Origin of the sequence: Nocardioides proteolyticus (genome assembly GCF_051280635.3) — a bacterium.
Classification (GTDB): Bacteria; Actinomycetota; Actinomycetes; order Propionibacteriales; family Nocardioidaceae; genus Nocardioides.
Window position 1 is genome coordinate 1 of sequence record NZ_JBNBPO030000039.1, and the last position, 19,648, is coordinate 19,648.

Genomic DNA, 19,648 nt, shown 5'->3' on the forward strand with positions numbered 1-19,648 from the left:
ACGAGGCCATGACCCTCTACGACCCCGAGGCGGCTGAGGCCCGGCGTGAGGCGTCGTCGGACTCCCGGCGGTTCGACGTCCACCTCGACGACGTCACCGACGGCGTCGTGCAGGTCGACGGGGTCCTCGACGCCGCCGACGGTGCCGACCTCGACACCGCCGTCAACCGCCGCGCCGTCTTGTTGGGCAAGCTCGGCCACGACGGGTCCCTCGACGTGCGGCGGGCGGTCGCCGTCGGCGACCTCGCCCGTGCGGACCTGACCCTCGACCTCGAGACCGTCGACCCCGACACCGGTGAGGTCACCACCGCATCGCCCGGCCGGCGAGCCGTCCTGAACGTCCACGTCTCGGACACCGCCATCACCAGCGCTACTGGTGACAGTGCTGCTCCGGTGGGGCGGTGGGAGGACCAGCAACGCCCCATCACCGTCGCACAGATCAAGGAATGGCTCGCCACTTCTGGGACGACGGTGGTCGTGCGTCCGGTGATCGACCTCGCCGGACACATCCCGGTGAACTCCTACGAGATCCCCGACCGCCACCGCCAACACGTCGAGCTGCGCGACCACCACTGTGCGTTCCCCTGGTGCGGCCGCAGGGCGTCGCGCTGCGACCTCGACCACGCCCTCCCGCACAGCCAGGGCGGGGTGACGTGTCCGTGCAACCTCGTCCCCGCCTGCCGCGCACACCATCGGGCCAAGACGTTCTCCACCTGGCGCTACGTCATCGTCCAACCCGGCACCTACCTGTGGATCACGCCGAACGGGCGACACTTCCTCGTCGACCACACCGGCACCCGCACCCTCGACCCACCAGTCCACGTCGACACCGACGTGCACGGCCCGCCGCCCGACCACGACACCCGACCCTGGCCCATCCAGACCGGCCCACCCTGCCCCGGCTAGGCACCACGCCCCACACCCCACCCCTCGGTGGGGCCAGTGGCATGCCCGGGCCTCGTCGTGCCCGTTCCACGGATTCAGGCGCTGGCCTCCCGCCGCCGTAGACTCGCCGCCCGTGGCACTCACCATCGGCATCGTCGGTCTCCCCAACGCAGGCAAGTCGACGCTCTTCAACGCGCTGACCAAGAACGACGTGCTCGCCGCGAACTACCCGTTCGCGACCATCGAGCCCAACGTCGGCGTGGTCGGCGTCCCGGACCCGCGTCTCGCCGTACTCGCCGAGATCTTCGGGTCCGAGCGGATCCTGCCGGCGACGGTGGAGTTCGTCGACATCGCGGGCATCGTGGCGGGCGCCTCGCAGGGGGAGGGGCTGGGCAACAAGTTCCTCGCCCACATCCGCGAGTCGTCGGCGATCTGCCAGGTGACCAGGGTGTTCCGGGACGAGGACGTCACCCACGTCGACGGCAGGGTCGACCCCGGCTCCGACATCTCGACGATCCAGACCGAGTTGATCCTCGCCGACCTCCAGACGGTGGAGAAGGCGATCCCGCGCCTGGAGAAGGAGGCGCGCGGCAAGAAGGAGCTCGCCGCCGCCGTCGCGGCTGCCAAGGAGGCGCAGGAGGCGCTCGAGGCGGGCACGCCGATCATCGCGACCTCGATCGACCGCGAGCACATCCGCGAGCTCTCGCTGCTCACGGCCAAGCCGTTCATCTACGTCTTCAACTGCGACGCCGACGAGCTCGCCGACGACTCGCTCAAGGCCAAGATGCAGGAGTTGGTGGCTCCGGCCGAGGCCATCTTCCTCGACGCCAAGTTCGAGGCCGAGCTGGTCGAGCTCGGCGACGACGAGGAGGCGCGCGCGATGCTGGCCGAGATGGGCGTCGACGAGCCCGGTCTCGACGTGCTCGCCCGCGTCGGCTTCGACACCCTCGGCCTGCAGACCTACCTGACGGCGGGGCCGAAGGAGGCCCGGGCCTGGACGATCCGCAAGGGCGCCACCGCCCCGGAGGCGGCCGGCGTGATCCACACCGACTTCCAGAAGGGCTTCATCAAGGCCGAGGTCGTGTCCTACGACGACCTGGTCGACGCCGGCTCCATGCAGAAGGCCAAGGAGGCCGGCAAGGTCCGGATGGAGGGCAAGGACTACGTCATGCAGGACGGCGACGTCGTGGAGTTCCGCTTCAACGTGTGACATCCGGTTGACAGCCGGCCGCCGTCGTACGACGGTCGGGTCGTGCCTGTCGTTCCGCCACCGGTCATCGCCCTCGTCGCGGGGGTCGTCCAGCACGCCGTCGCTCCGGACCGAGGACCGGACGGGGGACCGGGTCGTGGGCGGAAGCTGGCCGCGGGTGCGGTCGCGGCCGCGGCGGTGGGCCTGGACGTGAGCGCGATGGCGGCGTTCCGGCGGCATCGCACGACGGTGAACCCGCTCGACCCGGCGCAGGCCTCCAGCATCGTGGCGGAGGGGCCGTTCCGGTTCACCCGCAACCCGATGTACGTCGGCATGGCGGGCCTGCTGACGGCGCACGCCCTGGCGCGTGGTGGTGTGTGGACGTTCCTGCCGGTGCTCGCCTTCGTGGCGGTGATCGACCGCGTGCAGATCGCGGCGGAGGAGTCGGCGCTGCGGGAGAAGTTCGGCGCGGACTACGACGACTACTGCCGGAGCACGCGCCGCTGGCTGTGAGCGCCGTTGGTGTGAGCCGGCACCGTCAGGTCGCGCCCTGGGTGGGGTCCTCGCCGAGTGCGGCCTCGGCGAGGGCCGCGCCGGCGCCGCCGTACAGGTGGAAGACGGCGTCGGCGCCGAGTCGCTCGAGCTCCGCGACATCGTCGTCGTACTGCGCGACGGCGGCCACCCGGCCGGTGAACCCGCAGTCGCGGAGCCGCTCGAGCGCCTCCACGTTGGAGCCGTGGAACGGCATCGCGAGCACGGCGAGGCCGACGTCGCCGGCGTGCACCACCCGCTGCCAGAACGCGCGGTCGGTCGCGTCGGCCCGCACCACGTTGAGCCCGCGCTCGGCCAGCTCGTCGGCGCGTGCGGCGTCGTGCTCGACCCCGAGAACGTCGAGGCCCACCGCGCAGAGCCGGGTGTAGCAGGTGCGCCCCACCCGCCCCATGCCGAGGACCAGCGCGTCGGAGCCCGCGATGTCGATCGGCCGCTCGGAGGGGAGCAGCCGCCGCGGTGGCCGCGCGGGCAGCCGCACCTCGAGCCAGTTGGCGAGGTCGTGCGCGCGGGCTCGGTTCAGGGCTGCCGACAGCAGGAAGCTGAGGGCGACCGCGACCGCCAGCACGACCAGCCACTCGCCGTCGATCCACCCGACCGAACCGCCGACGGCGACCACGATCAGGCCGAACTCGGAGTAGTTCGTCAGCGCCAGGCCGGCGAGCGCCGCGTTGCGGTGGCGCAGGCCGAGCAGCGACAGCAGCGCGCCGTAGCCGACCGCCTGCAGCGGGAGGAGCAGCAGCAGCGCCGCCGCGATCGCCAGCCCCTCCCACGACGGCGTCCCGGTCAGGCCGATGGAGACGAAGAACCCCACGAGCAGCAGCTCCTTGAGGTTCCACAGCGAGCGCGACAGCTCACCGGCGGCGGGGTGGGACGCGAGCAGTGCGCCCATCACGAGCGCCCCGAGGTCACCCTTCACCCCGACCGTCTCGAACAGCCAGTAGCCCGGCACCAGCGCCATCAGCACGCCGAACAGGGCCTGCATCTCGCCGTGCCCGATCCGGCTCCACATCCGGCGCAGCAGCCACGTCGCCGGCACGAGGAGGACCAGGGCCAGCGCCCAGGGGCTCGGCGGGTGCCCCTTGGCCGAGGTGAGGAAGAGCACCGCGATCAGGTCCTGCATGACCAGCACGCCGATGGCGACCTGGCCGTACGACGTCGTGGCGTCGTTGCGCTCCTCGAGGACCTTCACCACGAAGACCGTGGAGGAGAAGGACAGCGCGAACCCGAGCAGGGCCAGGCTGGCGAGGCTCTCGTCGGCGAGCATGCTGAAGCCGACCGCCATCAGCAGGCCGAGCCCGCCCACGGCGATCGCCACGCTGAACGCCACGTGCGCGACGGTGGTCAGCCAGACCTCGCGTCGCAGCAGCGTGCGGGCATCGAGCTTCAGCCCGATGCCGAACAGCAGCAGCGTCACGCCGAGGTCCGCCAGCGTCTCCAGGCCCGGCAGCTCCTCGACATCCGACGCCTCCAGCGCGAAGCCGGCGACCAGGAACCCGACCAGGGGCGGCAGGCGCAGCGCGACGGCGGCGAACCCGGCGACGAACGCGGCGAGCAGGTAGACGGCGAGCGTCGTCATGGCGGACCCCCTTCCGAGTGCTGGATCCTAGGCGTCGACCGGCGACCGGCGGCCGCTGCCCGCACCCCGACGGCGGGTCGGTACCGTCCGGGGCGTGGCAGCCACCAGCATCCAGCAGAGCGAGCCGACCGCGGAGTTCGACCGGCACATCGCCGTCACCGTGGAGGGGGAGGGCCGGTTCGGCGCCGACCTGGACGGCGCCTGGACGGTCGGCGGCGGCCTCAACGGCGGCTACCAGCTGGCCGTCGTCGGCAACGCGATCCGGGCGGCCCTCCCGGCTCAACCGGACCCGATCGCCGTCAGCGCCTACTACCTGTCCCCGGCGAAGCCGGGTCCCGCGACGGTCGAGGTCAGGCCCCGCCGGCTCGGACGTACGGCGACCGTGGCCGCCGACCTGCGCCAGGGCGACGACGTGCGGCTCACCGTCCTGGCGACGTACGGCGACCTCGGCGCGCTCCCGGACGCCGTCGAGACCGTCGCGACACCGATCGACATCCCGCCGCGCGACCGCTGCGTGCCGAACACCGAGGCGCCCGAGGAGCTGCGCCGGATCGCGCCGCTGATGGAGCGGTTCCAGATGCTGTTCCACCCCGAGCAGGCGGGCTGGACGGTGGGCCGGCCCAGCGGGCGCGGCGAGCTCTCGGCCTGGTTCCGGCTCGCCGGCGACCGGGAGCCCGACCCGCTGGCGCTGCTGCTGGCGGTGGACGCGCTGCCGCCGGTGACCTTCGACCTCGGCCGGCCCGGGTGGGCGCCGACGGTCGAGCTGACCGCCCACGTCCGCGCCCGGCCCGCACCGGGCTGGCTGCGCGTCCGGCACCTCACCCGCAACGTCGCCGGCGGCATGTTCGAGGAGGACTGCGAGGTCTGGGACTCCGCCGACCGGCTGGTCGCCCAGGCCCGGCAGCTGGCCTACCTGCCGCGCTGAGGCGCGCCGACGGCTCAGTACCGGGTGCGGTCGGCCTTCGCCAACCAGGCGTCGAACGGCTCGGTGGCGCCGGCGACCCGGTTGCCGACCACCGGCATCGGCCAGCCCTCCCGCGGCGTGGCGAACAGCTCGTAGAACACCCGGTCGTCGAAGCCCCCGCGGGCCGCGTCGTCGCGGTCGGCGGCGTGGACGACCCGGTCGAGCCGGGCCCACAGCGACGCCGACACGCACAGCGGGCACGGCTCGCAGGACGCGTAGAGCACGGCCCCGGCGAGGCTGAAGTCGCCGATCGCCCTGCAGGCGGCCCTGATCGCGACGACCTCGGCGTGTGCGGTGGGGTCGAGCTCGCGGGTGACGAGGTTCTGGCCGCGTCCGATCACCACGCCGTCCCGCACGACCACCGCACCGAAGGGGCCGCCACCCTCCGCGACGTTGGCCGTCGCCAGGCGCACCGCCTCGTCGAGCCAGCGTTCGTCGTCCGTCATCGGCCGAAGCCCTCCTTCCTCATCGCGAAGATCCAGCGCCGGCGCGGGTGCTCGGAGACCGACCAGAAGGAGCCGGTCTCCGGCCACCAGACCAGGTCCTCCGGGCCCATCGGCGTCGCCCAGCGGTGGGCGCGGAACGCGCCCGGCCGACCGACGTGCACGGTGCCCGGCGTCCACGGCCCGCACGACGCCGTGACGTAGTAGTCGCCGCCGACCAGCGAGATGCCCTGCATCCGGGTGGCACCCCGCTCGTCGACCTCCGGCCGCACGAACCCCTCGCCGTCGGCCTGGGGGAGCCAGGTGCCGGCCTCGATCGGGAACCGCCCGATCCGCCGGGTCTGGGTGGCGGAGCCGTACTCGCCGACCACCATCGACGGCGGGTCGCCGGCACGGTCGACGGTGAGGAAGGAGAAGCGCAGCCGGTCCACGCCCTCGTCGCTGGCACCGCGGTAGGCGAACCGGACGGGCAGCACGTAACGGTGGCCGTGGGTCTCGAGCGCGGAGCCGGCCGGGACCCGCAGCACGTCGTCGGTGCGGCAGCTGAAGAAGCCGCGTCCGGTGCCGGCCACGTGGAGGTACGGCCCGTGCCACACGATGCCGCCCGCGTGCACCTTCAGCGGTGCCAGGCCCGGCACCCCGTCGTCGTACGTCGGGGTCACCAGCAGCACGTGGGCGTAGCGCCGCCGAGCCAGGTCCACGACGCTGACCCGCGACCCGGCGTCGTCCTTGGCGTACCACGACGTGGCGAGGACGTCGTGGCCCAGGTCGTCGGCCAGGCCGGTGTCGGCCGACGTGGTGATGCCCTGCGGCCACCAGTTCGAGTCCCTCCGGTCCGCGGCCTCCCAGGTGAAGGCCGCGGTGACCCTGCGGCCGAGCAGCCGCGGGCTGGGCGCCCACGTGCGGCGCAGCCGCAGCGGCAGGTCCCGGACCACCCCGGCCATGCCCACCCGGCCGCCGCCCTCCGCCGCGAGCGACGCGGCCAGCGCGTCGATCTCGGCGACGTTCTCGGCCGTGCGCCTGAGGTGGAGTCCGGACACGGCGGTCACCGTAGCCGACGGCTCTGCCCCCGCCGTCGGGGATGATGGACGCGTGAGGGGCATCTTCTTCGACGAGGACGACGCGCGCGCGGCGGAGCTCGTGCTGGTCCGCGGCGGCTACGCCGCCGAGGTGGTCCGCGAGCGACTCGCCGGCGAGGACGACGACGAGGACCACCACTGGGTCGTGGTCACCGACGCGCCCGAGATCCAGCTCGAGATGCTGGTCGACATGTACGACGGCTGGCTCGACGCCGAGGCCGAGCAGCCGGGGGAGGTCCCGCCGGTGGGGCTGCCCCTCCCGGACCAGCCGCGGCGGATCAAGCGCGAGGACTGAGGCGCCCGGGAGACGTGGGATCCGGGGGTCATGGCCGGGATCACTACGCTGCAGGGCATGACCCGAACGCCCGCGCACCGGCTGCTCCTCGTGCACGCCCATCCCGACGACGAGTCGATCGGCCAGGGCGCGACGATGGCGAAGTACGCCGCCGAGGGCCGCGGCGTCACCCTGGTCACCTGCACCGCGGGCGAGATGGGCGAGATCCTCGTCCCCGACCTCGAGCATCTCGCCGCCGACCGGGAGGACCGGCTCGGTGAGCACCGCCGCGGCGAGCTCGCCGCCGCGATGGAGGCGCTCGGCGTGACCGACCACCGCTTCCTCGGTGGCTTCGGGACCTACCGCGACTCCGGCATGAAGTGGCACGAGGACGGTCACGCGGTGGCCGCCGACGACATCCACGACAACGCGTTCTGGCACGCCGACCTCACCGAGGCGGCCAACCACCTGGTCGAGGTGATCCGCGAGGTCCGCCCGCAGGTGCTGGTCACCTACGACGAGTTCGGCGGCTACGGGCACCCCGACCACGTCCAGGCCCACCGCGTCGCGATGTACGGCGCCCAGCTGGCCGCCGCGCCGTCGTACCGCCGCGACCTGGGGCCGGCGTGGGACATCGCGAAGATCTACTGGTCGGCCATCTCCGAGAGCCGGATCCGAGAGAGCCTGCGCCGGCTCCGCGCGGAGGGCGACACCACGACGTTCGAGGGCATGGACCCCGATGGCCCGCTGCCGCCGATGTTCCGCCCCGACGAGGACATCACCTGCGAGGTGGACGCCAGCGACTACCTCGAGCACAAGCTGGACGCGCTGCGGGCCCATGCCACGCAGATCACCACCGACGGCCCCTTCTTCGCGCTCTCCAACAACCAGGGCGCCGAGGCCTTCGCCTGCGAGCAGTACCGGCTCGTGAAGGGCCGCCCGGGCGACGTCGGCGACGACGGCTGGGAGCACGACCTGTTCGCCGGCGTCCCGGCGGAGTGAGGTGAGCAGGACCCTCCGCGCGGCGCTCGCCGTCCCCTCCGTGCTGCTCGGCGCCGTGGTGGCGACGTGCACGGTGCTGTTGCACGGCTACTGGTGGGGCATGGCGCTCGGGCTCGCCGCGACCCTGGCGGCCCTGGTGGCGCTGCCCGCGGGCTGGTGGGCCCGGCTCGCCTTCGCGGCGGGGTGGGCGGGCCTGCTCGTCGTGGTCACCCCGGAGCGGCCGGAGGGCGACTTCCTGATCGCCGGCGACACCGCCGGCTACCTGCTGCTCGGCGCGGGGATCGTGGTCTTCGCCGGTGGTTTCGCCGGCCTGCGCCCGCCGCGTCGTACGGCTGAGGATTCAGGGCCGGCTTCGCCGTCTCCTTAGGATGGCGCCCGTGACTCTGTGGGAGGACGGCCCCGACGGCCGCGACGGCCCCGACGCCGGCGACCCCGACGGGAAGCGCGAGCGCCCCGGCGGCAAGGTCGTCGTGGCGGTCGTCGTCGCGCTCGTCCTGCTGGCCGGCGGCGGCTACGCCGCGGCCTACGCGGTGGCGGGCGACAAGGTGCCCCGCGGGACGTCCATCTCCGGCGTCGACGTGGGCGGGCAGTCCCGCGCCGACGCGATCGAGGAGCTGGAGGAGTCCTTCGCGGACCGGGCCTCGCAACCCATCGAGGTCTCCGTCGCGGCCGACGGCGTCGAGGACCGCACGGCGACGCTCACGCCCGACGAGGTGGGTCTCTCCGTCGACTACGCCGCCTCGGTGGATGCGGCCGGTGGTCGCGACAGCTGGAGCCCCGGCCGGCTCTGGGACTACTTCACCGGCGGTGACGACGTGGACGCCGTCGTCGTCGTCGACGAGGACCGGCTCGACGGCAAGCTCGACGAGCTGTCCGAGGGCCTGGGCACGCCGCCGAAGAACGGCCAGGTGAAGTTCACCGCCGACGGCGTCGACACGGTCGACCCGGTCCCCGGCGACGCGATCGACCGCGACGCGGCGCGCGACCAGCTCGTCGAGGCCTACCTCGGCGACCAGTCGGAGGTCGAGCTCACGGTCGTCGAGGCCGAGCCGGAGATCGACGCCGAGGACGTCGCCGAGGCCGTCGAGGAGTTCGCCAACCCGGCCATGGCCGAGGCGGTCACCCTGGTCTTCGGCAAGAACGAGGTCCGGCTCCGGCCGCGGCAGTACGCCAAGGCGCTCGCCATGGAGCCCGAGGACGGCGAGCTGGTGCCGGTCGTCGACGAGAAGGCGCTGGCCGCCCTCGTCGACGACGCCACCGCCGACGGCGAGCCGGTCGACGCCACCGTCAGGCTCGTCAAGGGCAAGCCGAAGGTGATCCCGGCGAAGCCCGGCGTCCGGTTCGACCCCGCCGAGGTCGCCACCGTCTTCGAGGGCCTGCTCACCGCGCCCGTCGGGGAGCGCCGCGGCGAGGTGGAGGCCGAGGTCGAGGAGGCCGACTTCACCACCCAGGAGGCGCGCGACCTCAAGATCGTGGAGAAGGTCTCCGAGTTCACCACCTACTACCCCCACGCCGACTACCGCAACGTGAACATCGGCCGGGCCGCCGAGCTGATCGACGGCACCCTGCTCAAGCCGGGCGAGGTCTTCTCGCTCAACGGCATCGTGGGGGAGCGGACGGCTGCGAACGGCTTCACCGAGGGCTACATCATCAGCAACGGGATCCTCCGCAAGGACCTCGGCGGCGGGGTGTCGCAGCTCGCGACCACCGCGTTCAACGCGATGTTCTTCGCCGGCCTCAAGGACATCGAGCACAAGCCGCACTCCTTCTACATCGACCGCTACCCCGTCGGCCGCGAGGCCACCGTGGCGTGGCCCACGGTCGACCTGCGCTTCGAGAACGACACGCCGTACGGCGTGCTGGTGCGGGCGTGGGTGAAGCCGAGCACCTGGAACAGCCAGGGCTCGGTGACGGTGCAGATGTGGTCGACGAAGCACTGGGACATCAAGAGCTCGACCTCCGAGCGCTACGCGCACGTCCCACCCGGGACGAGGACGCTCACCACGCCCGACTGCGAGCCGCACACCGGCTGGTCCGGCTTCCAGGTCGACGTCACCCGCATCTTCCGGCGCCACGGGGAGTCGGAGGTCGAGAAGACCGAGAAGTTCCACACGACGTACACGCCGTCGGACACGGTGGTGTGCAAGTCGCCCGAGCCGCCCCCGGCGGACGCCGGCCGCAGTCCTGACCCGGAAGCCGGGGGCTGACCGGACTCACACCGAGATTCCCTTTACTTGGCGCCGCTGCGACCGATCGGGTCAGCAAGGCGTCAGGTCAAGGGGGTGTGGCGAGATGATGCTGCGGGCTGCGTTCGTCCCGCCGGACGAGGTGCTCGACGAGCTGCGGCAGCTGGGCCGGCACGTCGGCGCGCTGCCGGGCGTGCAGCTCGCGGGCGCCGACCGGCTCGACGTGCCGGTGGCCGGGTTCGGCAACGTCTCGAGCGCCGACGTCGCCCGGCTCGCCCGCATGCTGCGCGAGCGCGTCGGCGACGAGCCGGCGCCGATCGTTCGGTTCTCCGGCGTCGCCCTCGACGCCTCGGGTGACGTGGTGGTCGATCTCAGCGGCGACACCGCCCAGCTGGAGCGGGTCGCCCGCGCCACCCTGCGCATCGCGGAGTCGGTCAACCTGTACGCCGACCGGCGTCGCTACCGGTCCGCCCTGGTGCTCGCGTCGACCGGCCAGCAGCGACCGGGCTCGACCGTCGGCTCGCTCCTGGGCCGGGTGGCGGAGTGGTCGGGCATGGCGTGGGAGGCGGCCGGCATCTCCCTGATCCGGACCCGGTGGCTCGGCGGTGGTGCGGTCTCCGAGGAGATCGGCTTCGTCGAGCTCGCCCTGCCGGTCGAGCTGCCGGTCGAGCTGCCGGTCGAGCTGCCGCTCGAGCGGCCTGCCGGAGCGTGACGACCGCCACGTCGCGGCGTTGAAGCAGTGTGCGCACCCCCCGAGCCCTGCTTGCTGCCCTGCTGACGTCCCTGCTCCTCGCCCTCGCCGTCCACGTCGCGCCGGCCGCCGAGGCGGACACCATCTGGCCACCGCTGCCCACCGCGCCGGAGGGTGACATCCCCGGCGTCAACGTCTGGAGCTGCAAGCCGAGCGCCGCCCGGCCGACGCCGGTGATCATCGTCCACGGGACGATCGGCGACCGCCGGCACCTGCTCGAGCGGCTCGGCAAGACGATCAAGGCCAAGGGCTTCTGCGTCTACGCGCTCGACTACGGCAACCGGGGCCTCAACGACGTGGCCAGGTCGGCCGAGCAGCTCAAGGCGTTCGTCGCGCGCGTGCGCCGCGCCACGGGAGCCGCGAAGGTCTCGATGGTGGGTCACTCCCAGGGCGGGATGATGCCGCGCTACTACATCAAGTTCCTGGGCGGCGGCCGGCACGTCGACGACCTCGTCGGGCTGGCTCCGTCCAACCACGGGACCAAGCTGGTCCCGGCCGACAACCCGCTGGCCGCCCTGCTCCCGGGGCTGATCTGCCTCTCGTGCCAGCAGCAGGCCTGGGGCTCGCCGTTCCTCGCCCGGCTCAACGCGGGCGACGAGACGCCGGGGCCGGTGAGCTACACCCAGATCACCTCGCGCTACGACGAGGTGGTCGTGCCGCACACGTCGGGACACCTGACCCCGGGCCCGCGCACCACGAACGTGACGGTCCAGGACAAGTGCCCGCTGTCGCTCGCCGAGCACCTCCTGCTCCCCTCCGACACCGGGGCCATCGCGATCACCCTGGACGCGCTCACCCGTCCCGGGCCGGCGCGGCCGTCGTTCCAGCCGCGCTGCTGAGACTGCGCTGCTGAGACTGCGCTGAGACTGCGCTGGAGGGCCCGAGCGCTCCCCGCTAGAGTGAGAACACGTTCTAGTTCTCGAGGTGAGAGATGACCTCCACGCCCGCCGTCGACGGCTGGTTCACCACCGGGGAGGAGCCGCACCTCCTCGCATCCCGGTGCACCACGTGCAGCAACGTGGTCTTCCCGCCGGTGTCCAGCGACGCGGCCGCGGCGGCGTTCTACTGCCGCAACCCCGCCTGCGACGGCCAGGAGCACGAGGCGGTCGAGCTCTCGCGTCGCGGGACCGTGTGGTCCTACACGAACGCGCAGTACCAGCCCCCGCCGCCGTACGTCCCGCGGACCGACCCGTTCGAGCCGTTCGCGCTCGCCGCGGTCGAGCTGCCGGAGGGGCTCGTCGTGCTGGGGCAGGTCGCCGACGGCTACGGCGTCGACGACCTGGCCGTGGGCGCGGAGGTGGAGCTCGTGGTCGAGCCGCTCGAGACCGACGAGACCGGCGACCGCACGATCTACCGCTGGAAGCCGGTCGGAGGCAGCCGATGAGCAAGGCAGTCGCAGTCGCCGGCGTCGGCATGCACCCGTGGGGCAAGTGGGGCCGCAGCTTCGTCGAGTACGGCGTGCACGCGGCCCGTGCCGCGCTCGCGGACTCCGGGATCCCCTGGTCCGACGTCGACCTGGTGGTCGGCGGCGAGACGGTCCGCAACGGCTACGCCGGCTACGTCTCGGGGTCCACCTTCGCCCAGGCACTGGGCTGGAACGGCGCGCGGATCGCGACGTCGTACGCCGCCTGCGCGACCGGCGCCCAGGCGATCGACACCGCGCGCGCCCGGATCCTCGCCGGCATGTGCGACGTGGCCCTGGTGGTCGGTGCCGACACCACCCCCAAGGGCTTCCTGGCGCCCAACGCGGGGGAGCGGTGGAACGACCCCGACTGGCTGCGCTTCCGCCTGCTGGGGATGACCAACCCCGCCTACTTCGCGCTCTACGCCCGACGCCGGATGGACCTCTACGGCGCGACCAGCGAGGACTTCGCCCAGGTGAAGGTCAAGAACGCGCGCCACGGCCTGAGCAACCCCAACGCCCGCTACCGCAAGGAGGTCGACGTCGAGGACGTCCTGTCCTCCGCGGTCGTCTCCGACCCGCTGCACCTGCTCGACATCTGCGCCACGTCCGACGGGGCCGCCGCCGTGGTCCTCACGAGCGTCGACTACGCCCGCAGGCACGGGATCGCCGACCCGGTGCGGGTGGAGGCGGTCTCCACGGTGACGCCGACCTTCCCCAACACCGTGATCGACATGCCGCTGCTGGCCACCGACTCCAGCGCCGTCGCCGGCGTCCCCGAGCGTACGTTCAAGGAGGCGATCGGGCAGGCCGCCTACGAGGAGGCCGGCATCGGGCCCGAGGACGTCGACGTGGCGGAGGTCTACGACCTCTCCACCGCGCTCGAGCTCGACTGGATCGAGGACCTCCAGCTCTGCAAGCGGGGGGAGGCCGAGGTGCTGCTGCGGGCCGGCGAGACCACGATCGGCGGCCGGATCCCGGTCAACCCGTCCGGCGGGCTCGCCTGCTTCGGCGAGGCGGTCCCCGCGCAGGCGATCGCGCAGGTCTGCGAGCTGGTCTGGCAGCTGCGCGGCCGGGCCGAGGGCCGCCAGGTCGAGGGCGCCCGGGTCGGCATCACCGCCAACCAGGGCCTCTTCGGCCACGGCTCCGCCGTGCTGCTGGCCGTCTGAGCCGTCGATGAGCCGCCGATGAGCCGCCGATGAGTTTCGTCCTGACCGAGCGGCCGACGCCCGAGGTCGCGGTCCTCACCCTCAACCGCCCCGAGCGGATGAACGCCATGGCCTACGACGTCATGGTGCCGCTGCTCGACGCGCTGCGGGAGGTCGGCGGCGACAACGACGTGCGAGCGGTGGTGCTCACCGGCGCCGGCCGCGGCTTCTGCTCCGGCGCGGACCAGGAGTCGGCCGGCATCCCGCCGGGCGTCGCGGGGGTCACCAGGCCGACGTACGCCCTGCGCGCGATGGAGGCGCTCGAGGACGTCGTCCTCGCGATCCGCCGGCTGCACCAGCCGGTGATCGCCGCGATCAACGGCGCGGCCATCGGCGGCGGCCTCTGCCTGGCCCTCGCCTGCGACCTGCGGTACGCCGCGCCGCCGGCGTACTTCCGGGCGGCGGGCATCAACAACGGCCTCACGGCCAGCGAGCTCGGGCTCTCCTACCTGCTGCCGCGGGCGATCGGGTCCACCCGTGCCGCGGAGCTGATGCTGACCGGCCGCGACATGGGCGCCGAGGAGGCGGAGCGGGTGGGGCTGGTCTCGGCGATCCACGACGACGTGGTCGCCGCAGCGGTGGAGGTCGGCCGGCGGATCGCGGGGTTCTCGCAGCCGGGGATCGAGCTCACCAAGAAGTCGCTCCAGGCCGGTGCCGCCGCGTCCGCGATGGAGCCCTACCTGCACAGCGAGGGGATCGGCCAGCTCTACCTCCGGCTGCTGACCGACAACTTCGAGGAGGCCACCCGGGCGCGCCGGGAGGGACGCGCACCGGCGTTCCGGGACACCCGGGACGCCTGAGGCGGTCCGGCAGCCCTCCGGCGGCCGGTCCGGCGGCCGGTCAGGTGGCCGGTCAGGTGGCCGGTCAGGTGGCCGGCGGCAGGATGCGCCACACGACGTGCTCGCCGGGCAGGCCCCGCAGCTCCGCGGTGCCCATCTCGCTGAGCTCGACGGCGGCGTCGTCGTCCAGCGCGTCACGCACGGCGTCGCTGGCCAGCACTTCACCGCCGTGGGCGAGGTCGGCGACCCGCGCGGCCATGGCGACGTTGCGGCCGAAGTAGTCGCCCTCCCGGGCGACGACCTGGCCGGTGTGGATGCCGATCCGGACCTGGACCGGCCCGTGCCGGCGGAGCAGCAGGTCGCGGGGCAGGTCGCGCTGGATGTCCAGCGCCGCCCGGCAGGCCGCTTCCGCGTCACGGAACGCCACCATGAACCCGTCGCCCGCGGTCTTCACCACCTGGCCGCGGTACTGGCCGATCCGGCCCCGCAGGACCCGGTCGTGCGCGGCGAGCACCTTCACCCAGGTGCGGTCGCCCAGCCGGTCGTTGAGCTGGGTGGAGTTCTCGATGTCGGAGAAGAACAGGGTGACCGTTCCGTCGGAGGCCGCCATGTTGAGGATGTCGGCGCGCTCGTCCTCGTTGGCCCACGACTGCACGCCGTCGATCGTGCTCTGGACCAGGCCCGTGATCCCGTGCTCGCGCACCTTCGACGCGGTGCGCAGAACGCGTCGTACGGCGCGCTCGGCCGAGGTGGTGGGCGGCCGCGGCCGCAGGGCGGCGTCCAGGTCGGACTCCAGCTGAGCGACCCGCTCCTGCGACGCGACCAGGCGGGCCGCGAGGGCGCGGCTCTGCCGATGCAGCCACACGACGGCACCGAGCAGGACGATGCAGAGGACACCCAGGGCGACTGCCACACCTCGAGCGTAGAGCCCTCGCCGCGGTTGCCGGCCGCAAGTAGCGTGAGACCGTGACCACGGCAGCCGCCCCGCAGACCCCGCCCGCCATCGCCACCGTCGGCGAGCTCCGCGCCTCGGGCCACGTGCAGAGGCCGCTGCGGGCCGAGCTGCGCGACAACCTCCTCGCCCGGCTCGCGGCGGGTGAGGACCCGTGGCCAGGCCTGCACGGCTTCGAGGACACCGTGGTGCCCCAGCTCGAGCGGGCGGTCATCGCCGGCCACGACGTGGTGCTCCTCGGCGAGCGCGGTCAGGGCAAGACCCGCCTGCTGCGCACCCTGGTCGGGCTGCTCGACGAGTGGACCCCCGTGATCGAGGGGTCCGAGCTCAGCGAGCACCCCTTCGAGCCGATCGCCGTCGCCTCGCAGCGGCGCGCCGCGTCGCTCGGCGACGACCTGCCGGTCTCATGGCGGCACCGCTCCGAGCGCTACGCGGAGAAGCTCGCCACCCCCGACACGTCGGTGGCCGACCTGATCGGCGACGTCGACCCGATGAAGGTGGCCGAGGGCCGGTCGCTCGGCGACCCGGAGACCATCCACTTCGGCCTGATCCCGCGCTCCCACCGCGGGATCGTCGCGATCAACGAGCTGCCCGACCTCGCCGAGCGGATCCAGGTGGCGATGCTCAACGTGATGGAGGAGCGCGACATCCAGATCCGCGGCTACGTGCTGCGGCTGCCGCTCGACGTGCTCGTGGTCGCCTCGGCCAACCCCGAGGACTACACCAACCGAGGCCGGATCATCACGCCGCTCAAGGACCGGTTCGGCGCCGAGATCCGCACCCACTACCCCCGCGAGCTCGAGGCCGAGGTCGCGGTCATCCGCCAGGAGGCCGACCTCCTCGGCGACCGGGTCGACGTGCCCGAATTCCTCGTCGAGATCCTCGCCCGGTTCACCCGCAACCTGCGCGAGTCCAGCGCCGTCGACCAGCGGTCGGGCGTCTCCGCGCGGTTCGCCATCGCGGGGGCGGAGACCATCGCGGCAGCGGCGCTGCGGCGGGCCACCCTCCGCGGCGAGGACCGGGCCGTCGCCCGCGTCGTGGACCTCGAGACGGCGGTCGACGTGCTGGGCGGCAAGATCGAGTTCGAGTCGGGCGAGGAGGGCCGCGAGGCCGAGATCCTCACCCACCTGCTCCGCACGGCGACCGCCGAGACGGTGCGTGAGCGCTTCCGTGGGCTCGACTTCGCCCTGCTGGTCGGGGCGATCGAGGACGGCGCGATGGTGACCACCGGTGAGGGGGTGAGTGCCCGCGACGTGCTCGCCGGACTCCCGGTGCTCGGCGAGTCCGACCTCTACGACCAGGTCTGCGAGCGGATCTACGGCCCGTCCCAGGGGCGCACCGACGGCGAGCGGGCCGCGGCCGTCGAGCTCGCCCTCGAGGGTCTCTTCCTCGCCCGCAAGATCGGCAAGGACTCCGACGGCGGCGAGACGATCTATGGCTAGGGGCAGCCGGTACACCCGGTACTCCGGCGGCGACCCGCTCGCGCCACCGGTCGACATCGCCGAGGCGCTCGACGCCATCGGCGAGGACGTGATGGCGGGCTACAGCCCGGAGCGCGCGATGCGCGAGTTCCTCAGGCGCGGTGGCCAGGAGCAGGCCGGGCTGGACGACCTCGCCCGGCAGGTGGCCGAGCGACGGCGGGAGCTGCTCCAGCGGCACAACCTCGACGGCACGCTGCAGGAGGTGCAGGAGCTGCTCGACAGGGCCGTCCTCGAGGAGCGCAAGCAGCTCGCCCGCGACGCGCTGATGGACGACGGCGACCGGGCGTTCCGCGAGATGCGACTGGAGAGCCTTCCTCCCTCACCGGCAGCGGCCGTCACCGAGCTGGCCGACTACGACTGGCAGTCCCCCGACGCGCGCCGGGCCTACGAGGAGATCAAGGACCTGCTCGGCCGCGAGCTGCTCGACCAGCGCTTCCAGGGCATGAAGCAGGCGCTGCAGGACGCCGACGAGGGCGACCGTCGGGCCATCCAGGAGATGCTCGAGGACCTCAACCAGCTGCTGGAGAAGCATGCCCGGGGCGAGGACGGTCCCGAGGACTTCGCGAACTTCATGGCCAGGCACGGTCAGCACTTCCCGGAGAACCCGCAGGACGTCGACGAGCTCATCGACGCGCTCGCGCAGCGCTCCGCCGCGGCGCAGCGGATGCTGAACTCGATGACGCCGGAGCAGCGCGCGGAGCTGATGGAGCTCTCGGCGCAGGCCTTCGGCTCCCCGGCGCTGATGGAGCAGCTGGGCCGCCTGGACCAGAACCTGATGGCGATGCGTCCGGGGGAGGACTGGTCGGGCTCGGAGCGGTTCGGCGGCGGGGAGAGCCTCGGGCTCGGTGACGGCACCGGCGTCCTCCAGGACCTCGCCGAGCTCGACGCGCTCGCCGACCAGCTCTCGCAGTCGTACGGCGGCGCCCGGCTCGACGACGTCGACCTCGACAAGCTGGCCCGCCAGCTCGGCGACCAGGCCGCCGTCGACGCCCGCAAGCTCCAGGAGCTGGAGCGCGCGCTGCGTCAGTCCGGCGCGATGGAGCGCGGGTTCGACGGCGAGCTGCGGCTGACCCCCAAGGCGATGCGCCAGCTCGGCAAGGCGCTGCTGCGCGACGTCGCCCAGAAGATGTCCGGCCGGCAGGGCCAGCGCGACCTCCGCCAGGCCGGGGCCGCCGGCGAGCTCTCGGGCGCGACCCGGCCGTGGGCGTTCGGCGACACCGAGCCCTGGGACATCCCGCGCACGGTGCTCAACGGCGTGCTGCGCCGCTCCGGCTCCGGTGCGTCCGAGCGCGGACCGATCCTGTCGATCGAGGACGTCGAGGTGTCCGAGACCGAGGCCCGCACCCAGGCGGCCGTGGCGCTCTGCGTCGACACCAGCTTCTCGATGGCGATGGACGGACGGTGGGTGCCCATGAAGCAGACCGCACTGGCGCTGCACACCCTGATCGGCACCCGGTTCCGGGGCGACAGCCTCGAGCTGATCGGCTTCGGCCGGCACGCCGAGACCATGCGGATCGAGCAGCTCACCGCGCTCGACGCGCGGTGGGCCAAGGGCACCAACCTCCACCACGCCCTGCTCCTCGCCAACCGCCACTTCCGCAAGCACCCCAACGCCCAGCCCGTCCTGCTGGTCGTCACCGACGGTGAGCCGACCTCGCACCTGGAGCCCGACGGCGAGGTGTACTTCTCCTACCCGCCGCACCCGATGACGATCGCCCTGGCGGTCCGCGAGCTCGACAACGCCCGGCGGCTCGGGGCGCAGACCACGTTCTTCCGGCTCGGCGAGGACCCCGGCCTCGGCCGGTTCGTGGACTCGATGGCGCGCCGCGTCGACGGCTCGGTGATCGCCCCGGAGGCCGGTGACCTCGGCGCCGCGGTGGTGGGCTCGTACCTCGGCTCCCGCCGCGGAGGCCGGACGTCAGGCGGACCGGGCTCCTACGGCGACTGGTTCGGCTCGCGGGGGTTCTGGGTCGGCTGACCTGTGGACAGCGCCTCGACCGGGTTTGCCGGTCGGAGGCGCCGGGCAGTCGTCGGTCATGACCGCAGGACTTCTCGGACCCTTCCGCAAGGTCGAGCCACGTGTGCTCGACGACGACCCGTTCTGGTCGCGCGTGCATCGCCGGCATCCCGACGTCGACGTGGTGTTGCTGCCCGCCGCCGTCGACCAGCGTCAGGCCCCCGCCGCGCTCGACGTCGTACGACGCGCTGCCGACCACGCCGTCGAGGGCTGGCACCTGCTGCGCCCCCACGCGCTCGCTGCCGGGGCGACCGGGCGACCGTCGGTGCGGTGGGGCAACGGTGGCCCCGGCGACGACCGGGTCGCGCTCGTCGTCCAGCAGGCTGTGACCGGCATCGGGCAGGACGCCGGCGAGGAGTTGCTGCGGGTCGCCGCAGCAGCGCTCGGCCGCGCCGGCTGGCGGCTGCGGCCCACCACCCGCGACGGCCTCCGGGTGCTCGACGCGACCGACGGCCTGGCCGACGTGCAGGCCGTCGCCGGTCCCGCCGCGACCGTCCTCACGGTGGCCTCCGCGGTGCTGCCGGTCTCCGCGGCCGACCGCGAGGTCGTCGCCGCCGAGGTGCGCGAGGTGGTGGCGTCGTGGGCGTGACCCTGGCAGTGCCCCCGGGCGTGCTGAGCGCGGCCAAGGCCGAGTGGGACGACGCCGCCGACGAGCTCGACGGCAACTGGCGGCGTCTGCACAAGGCGTCCACCGACGGCTTCTCGCCGGAGGTCGCCGCGGCCGTGGAGGCCTTCCGTGAGCCGTGGGTCGACGAGATCAAGGCCGCCGCCCGCGAGGCCCAGGGCCACAGCGACGACCTCGCGCTCTTCCACCACCAGGTCCTGCTCGCCGACGCCGAGCAGGCCGAGCGGATTCGTGCCCTGCTGCCCTGGGTCCACCGCAACGCCGAGATCCGGGAGTGGTGAGCA

Annotated in this window: 21 protein-coding genes; 17 read left to right on the forward strand and 4 right to left on the reverse strand. The window is 73.2% G+C overall.

Annotation, left to right across the window (positions count from 1 at the left end; all coding sequences use genetic code 11):
* From ACPOLA_RS17890 to ACPOLA_RS17900, 3 genes are all read left to right on the forward strand, one after another.
* Positions 1 to 905: HNH endonuclease signature motif containing protein (locus ACPOLA_RS17890; RefSeq protein ID WP_435771863.1), on the forward strand; the 905-nt coding region annotated here is incomplete at its 5' end.
* A 112-nt stretch (positions 906 to 1,017) separates the two neighbouring features.
* Positions 1,018 to 2,094, forward strand: a complete 1,077-nt coding sequence (gene ychF / locus ACPOLA_RS17895; protein WP_435771864.1) for a redox-regulated ATPase YchF — start codon at positions 1,018 to 1,020, stop codon at positions 2,092 to 2,094.
* Between the two features lie 42 nt (positions 2,095 to 2,136).
* On the forward strand, positions 2,137 to 2,586 hold the full coding sequence (locus tag ACPOLA_RS17900; RefSeq protein WP_435771865.1) for a methyltransferase family protein: 450 nt from the start codon (positions 2,137 to 2,139) through the stop codon (positions 2,584 to 2,586).
* 25 nt (positions 2,587 to 2,611) lie between these two features.
* Here ACPOLA_RS17900 and ACPOLA_RS17905 read toward each other — a convergent pair whose 3' ends face one another.
* On the reverse strand, positions 2,612 to 4,201 hold the full coding sequence (locus tag ACPOLA_RS17905) for a cation:proton antiporter domain-containing protein (protein WP_435771866.1): 1,590 nt from the start codon (positions 4,199 to 4,201) through the stop codon (positions 2,612 to 2,614).
* Positions 4,202 to 4,295: 94 nt separating this feature from the next.
* Here ACPOLA_RS17905 and ACPOLA_RS17910 point away from each other — a divergent pair, with 94 nt between their 5' ends.
* On the forward strand, positions 4,296 to 5,126 hold the full coding sequence (locus ACPOLA_RS17910; protein WP_435771867.1) for a thioesterase family protein: 831 nt from the start codon (positions 4,296 to 4,298) through the stop codon (positions 5,124 to 5,126).
* Between the two features lie 14 nt (positions 5,127 to 5,140).
* Here ACPOLA_RS17910 and ACPOLA_RS17915 read toward each other — a convergent pair whose 3' ends face one another.
* Together ACPOLA_RS17915 and ACPOLA_RS17920 are read right to left on the reverse strand one after the other, a co-directional pair.
* On the reverse strand, positions 5,141 to 5,611 hold the full coding sequence (locus ACPOLA_RS17915) for a nucleoside deaminase (protein WP_435771868.1): 471 nt from the start codon (positions 5,609 to 5,611) through the stop codon (positions 5,141 to 5,143).
* Positions 5,608 to 6,648, reverse strand: coding sequence for a hypothetical protein (locus tag ACPOLA_RS17920; RefSeq protein WP_435771869.1), 1,041 nt, complete (start codon positions 6,646 to 6,648; stop codon positions 5,608 to 5,610). Before ACPOLA_RS17920 ends, ACPOLA_RS17915 begins: the two co-directional genes overlap by 4 nt.
* A 52-nt stretch (positions 6,649 to 6,700) precedes the next feature.
* Here ACPOLA_RS17920 and ACPOLA_RS17925 point away from each other — a divergent pair, with 52 nt between their 5' ends.
* The 9 genes from ACPOLA_RS17925 to ACPOLA_RS17965 all read left to right on the forward strand — a co-directional run bounded on the left by ACPOLA_RS17925 (position 6,701) and on the right by ACPOLA_RS17965 (position 14,310).
* Positions 6,701 to 6,982, forward strand: a complete 282-nt coding sequence (locus ACPOLA_RS17925; RefSeq protein WP_435771870.1) for a hypothetical protein — start codon at positions 6,701 to 6,703, stop codon at positions 6,980 to 6,982.
* Between the two features lie 57 nt (positions 6,983 to 7,039).
* Complete coding sequence (gene mshB, locus ACPOLA_RS17930) at positions 7,040 to 7,963, forward strand: N-acetyl-1-D-myo-inositol-2-amino-2-deoxy-alpha-D-glucopyranoside deacetylase (protein ID WP_435771871.1); 924 nt, start codon at positions 7,040 to 7,042, stop codon at positions 7,961 to 7,963.
* Position 7,964: 1 nt separating this feature from the next.
* Positions 7,965 to 8,330, forward strand: coding sequence for a hypothetical protein (locus ACPOLA_RS17935; protein ID WP_435771872.1), 366 nt, complete (start codon positions 7,965 to 7,967; stop codon positions 8,328 to 8,330).
* A gap of 10 nt (positions 8,331 to 8,340) precedes the next feature.
* Complete coding sequence (locus ACPOLA_RS17940; RefSeq protein ID WP_435771873.1) at positions 8,341 to 10,170, forward strand: VanW family protein; 1,830 nt, start codon at positions 8,341 to 8,343, stop codon at positions 10,168 to 10,170.
* 85 nt (positions 10,171 to 10,255) lie between these two features.
* A complete protein-coding gene (locus tag ACPOLA_RS17945) occupies positions 10,256 to 10,861 on the forward strand; it encodes a 2'-5' RNA ligase family protein (RefSeq protein WP_435771874.1) in 606 nt (201 codons plus the stop codon).
* Positions 10,862 to 10,890: 29 nt separating this feature from the next.
* Positions 10,891 to 11,739: an esterase/lipase family protein gene (locus ACPOLA_RS17950; RefSeq protein WP_435771875.1), complete on the forward strand. Its 849-nt coding sequence runs from the start codon at positions 10,891 to 10,893 to the stop codon at positions 11,737 to 11,739.
* Positions 11,740 to 11,831: 92 nt separating this feature from the next.
* Positions 11,832 to 12,284, forward strand: coding sequence for a Zn-ribbon domain-containing OB-fold protein (locus ACPOLA_RS17955; protein WP_435771876.1), 453 nt, complete (start codon positions 11,832 to 11,834; stop codon positions 12,282 to 12,284).
* Complete coding sequence (locus ACPOLA_RS17960) at positions 12,281 to 13,471, forward strand: lipid-transfer protein (RefSeq protein ID WP_435771877.1); 1,191 nt, start codon at positions 12,281 to 12,283, stop codon at positions 13,469 to 13,471. The genes ACPOLA_RS17955 and ACPOLA_RS17960 overlap by 4 nt, the downstream gene beginning before the upstream one ends.
* Before the next feature lie 29 nt (positions 13,472 to 13,500).
* Positions 13,501 to 14,310: an enoyl-CoA hydratase gene (locus ACPOLA_RS17965; RefSeq protein WP_435771878.1), complete on the forward strand. Its 810-nt coding sequence runs from the start codon at positions 13,501 to 13,503 to the stop codon at positions 14,308 to 14,310.
* Positions 14,311 to 14,374: 64 nt separating this feature from the next.
* On the opposite strand, the gene ACPOLA_RS17970 is transcribed toward ACPOLA_RS17965, so the two are convergent.
* Complete coding sequence (locus tag ACPOLA_RS17970) at positions 14,375 to 15,202, reverse strand: adenylate/guanylate cyclase domain-containing protein (RefSeq protein WP_435771879.1); 828 nt, start codon at positions 15,200 to 15,202, stop codon at positions 14,375 to 14,377.
* A 53-nt stretch (positions 15,203 to 15,255) separates the two neighbouring features.
* Here ACPOLA_RS17970 and ACPOLA_RS17975 point away from each other — a divergent pair, with 53 nt between their 5' ends.
* From ACPOLA_RS17975 to ACPOLA_RS17990, 4 genes are read left to right on the forward strand one after another with little or no spacing between them, the layout of a single operon-like run.
* A complete protein-coding gene (locus ACPOLA_RS17975; protein WP_435771880.1) occupies positions 15,256 to 16,683 on the forward strand; it encodes a magnesium chelatase ATPase subunit I in 1,428 nt (475 codons plus the stop codon).
* On the forward strand, positions 16,676 to 18,700 hold the full coding sequence (locus ACPOLA_RS17980) for a VWA domain-containing protein (RefSeq protein ID WP_435771881.1): 2,025 nt from the start codon (positions 16,676 to 16,678) through the stop codon (positions 18,698 to 18,700). Before ACPOLA_RS17975 ends, ACPOLA_RS17980 begins: the two co-directional genes overlap by 8 nt.
* A gap of 58 nt (positions 18,701 to 18,758) precedes the next feature.
* Complete coding sequence (locus ACPOLA_RS17985; RefSeq protein ID WP_435771882.1) at positions 18,759 to 19,328, forward strand: hypothetical protein; 570 nt, start codon at positions 18,759 to 18,761, stop codon at positions 19,326 to 19,328.
* Positions 19,325 to 19,645 (forward strand): hypothetical protein, encoded by a 321-nt coding sequence (locus ACPOLA_RS17990; RefSeq protein ID WP_435771883.1) that lies wholly within the window; start codon positions 19,325 to 19,327, stop codon positions 19,643 to 19,645. Before ACPOLA_RS17985 ends, ACPOLA_RS17990 begins: the two co-directional genes overlap by 4 nt.
* Positions 19,646 to 19,648: the final 3 nt, after the last annotated feature.

Excerpts from the sequence above, each read along its gene's own strand:
- ACPOLA_RS17905 (WP_435771866.1), bottom strand. The coding sequence starts at position 4,201 with ATGACGACGCTCGCCGTCTACCTGCTCGCCGCGTTCGTCGCCGGGTTC.
- ACPOLA_RS17915 (WP_435771868.1), bottom strand. The coding sequence starts at position 5,611 with ATGACGGACGACGAACGCTGGCTCGACGAGGCGGTGCGCCTGGCGACG.
- ACPOLA_RS17955 (WP_435771876.1), top strand. The coding sequence starts at position 11,832 with ATGACCTCCACGCCCGCCGTCGACGGCTGGTTCACCACCGGGGAGGAG.
- ACPOLA_RS17980 (WP_435771881.1), top strand. The coding sequence starts at position 16,676 with ATGGCTAGGGGCAGCCGGTACACCCGGTACTCCGGCGGCGACCCGCTC.
- ACPOLA_RS17965 (WP_435771878.1), top strand. The coding sequence starts at position 13,501 with ATGAGTTTCGTCCTGACCGAGCGGCCGACGCCCGAGGTCGCGGTCCTC.
- ACPOLA_RS17985 (WP_435771882.1), top strand. The coding sequence starts at position 18,759 with ATGACCGCAGGACTTCTCGGACCCTTCCGCAAGGTCGAGCCACGTGTG.
- mshB (WP_435771871.1), top strand. The coding sequence starts at position 7,040 with ATGACCCGAACGCCCGCGCACCGGCTGCTCCTCGTGCACGCCCATCCC.
- ACPOLA_RS17960 (WP_435771877.1), top strand. The coding sequence starts at position 12,281 with ATGAGCAAGGCAGTCGCAGTCGCCGGCGTCGGCATGCACCCGTGGGGC.
- ACPOLA_RS17945 (WP_435771874.1), top strand. The coding sequence starts at position 10,256 with ATGATGCTGCGGGCTGCGTTCGTCCCGCCGGACGAGGTGCTCGACGAG.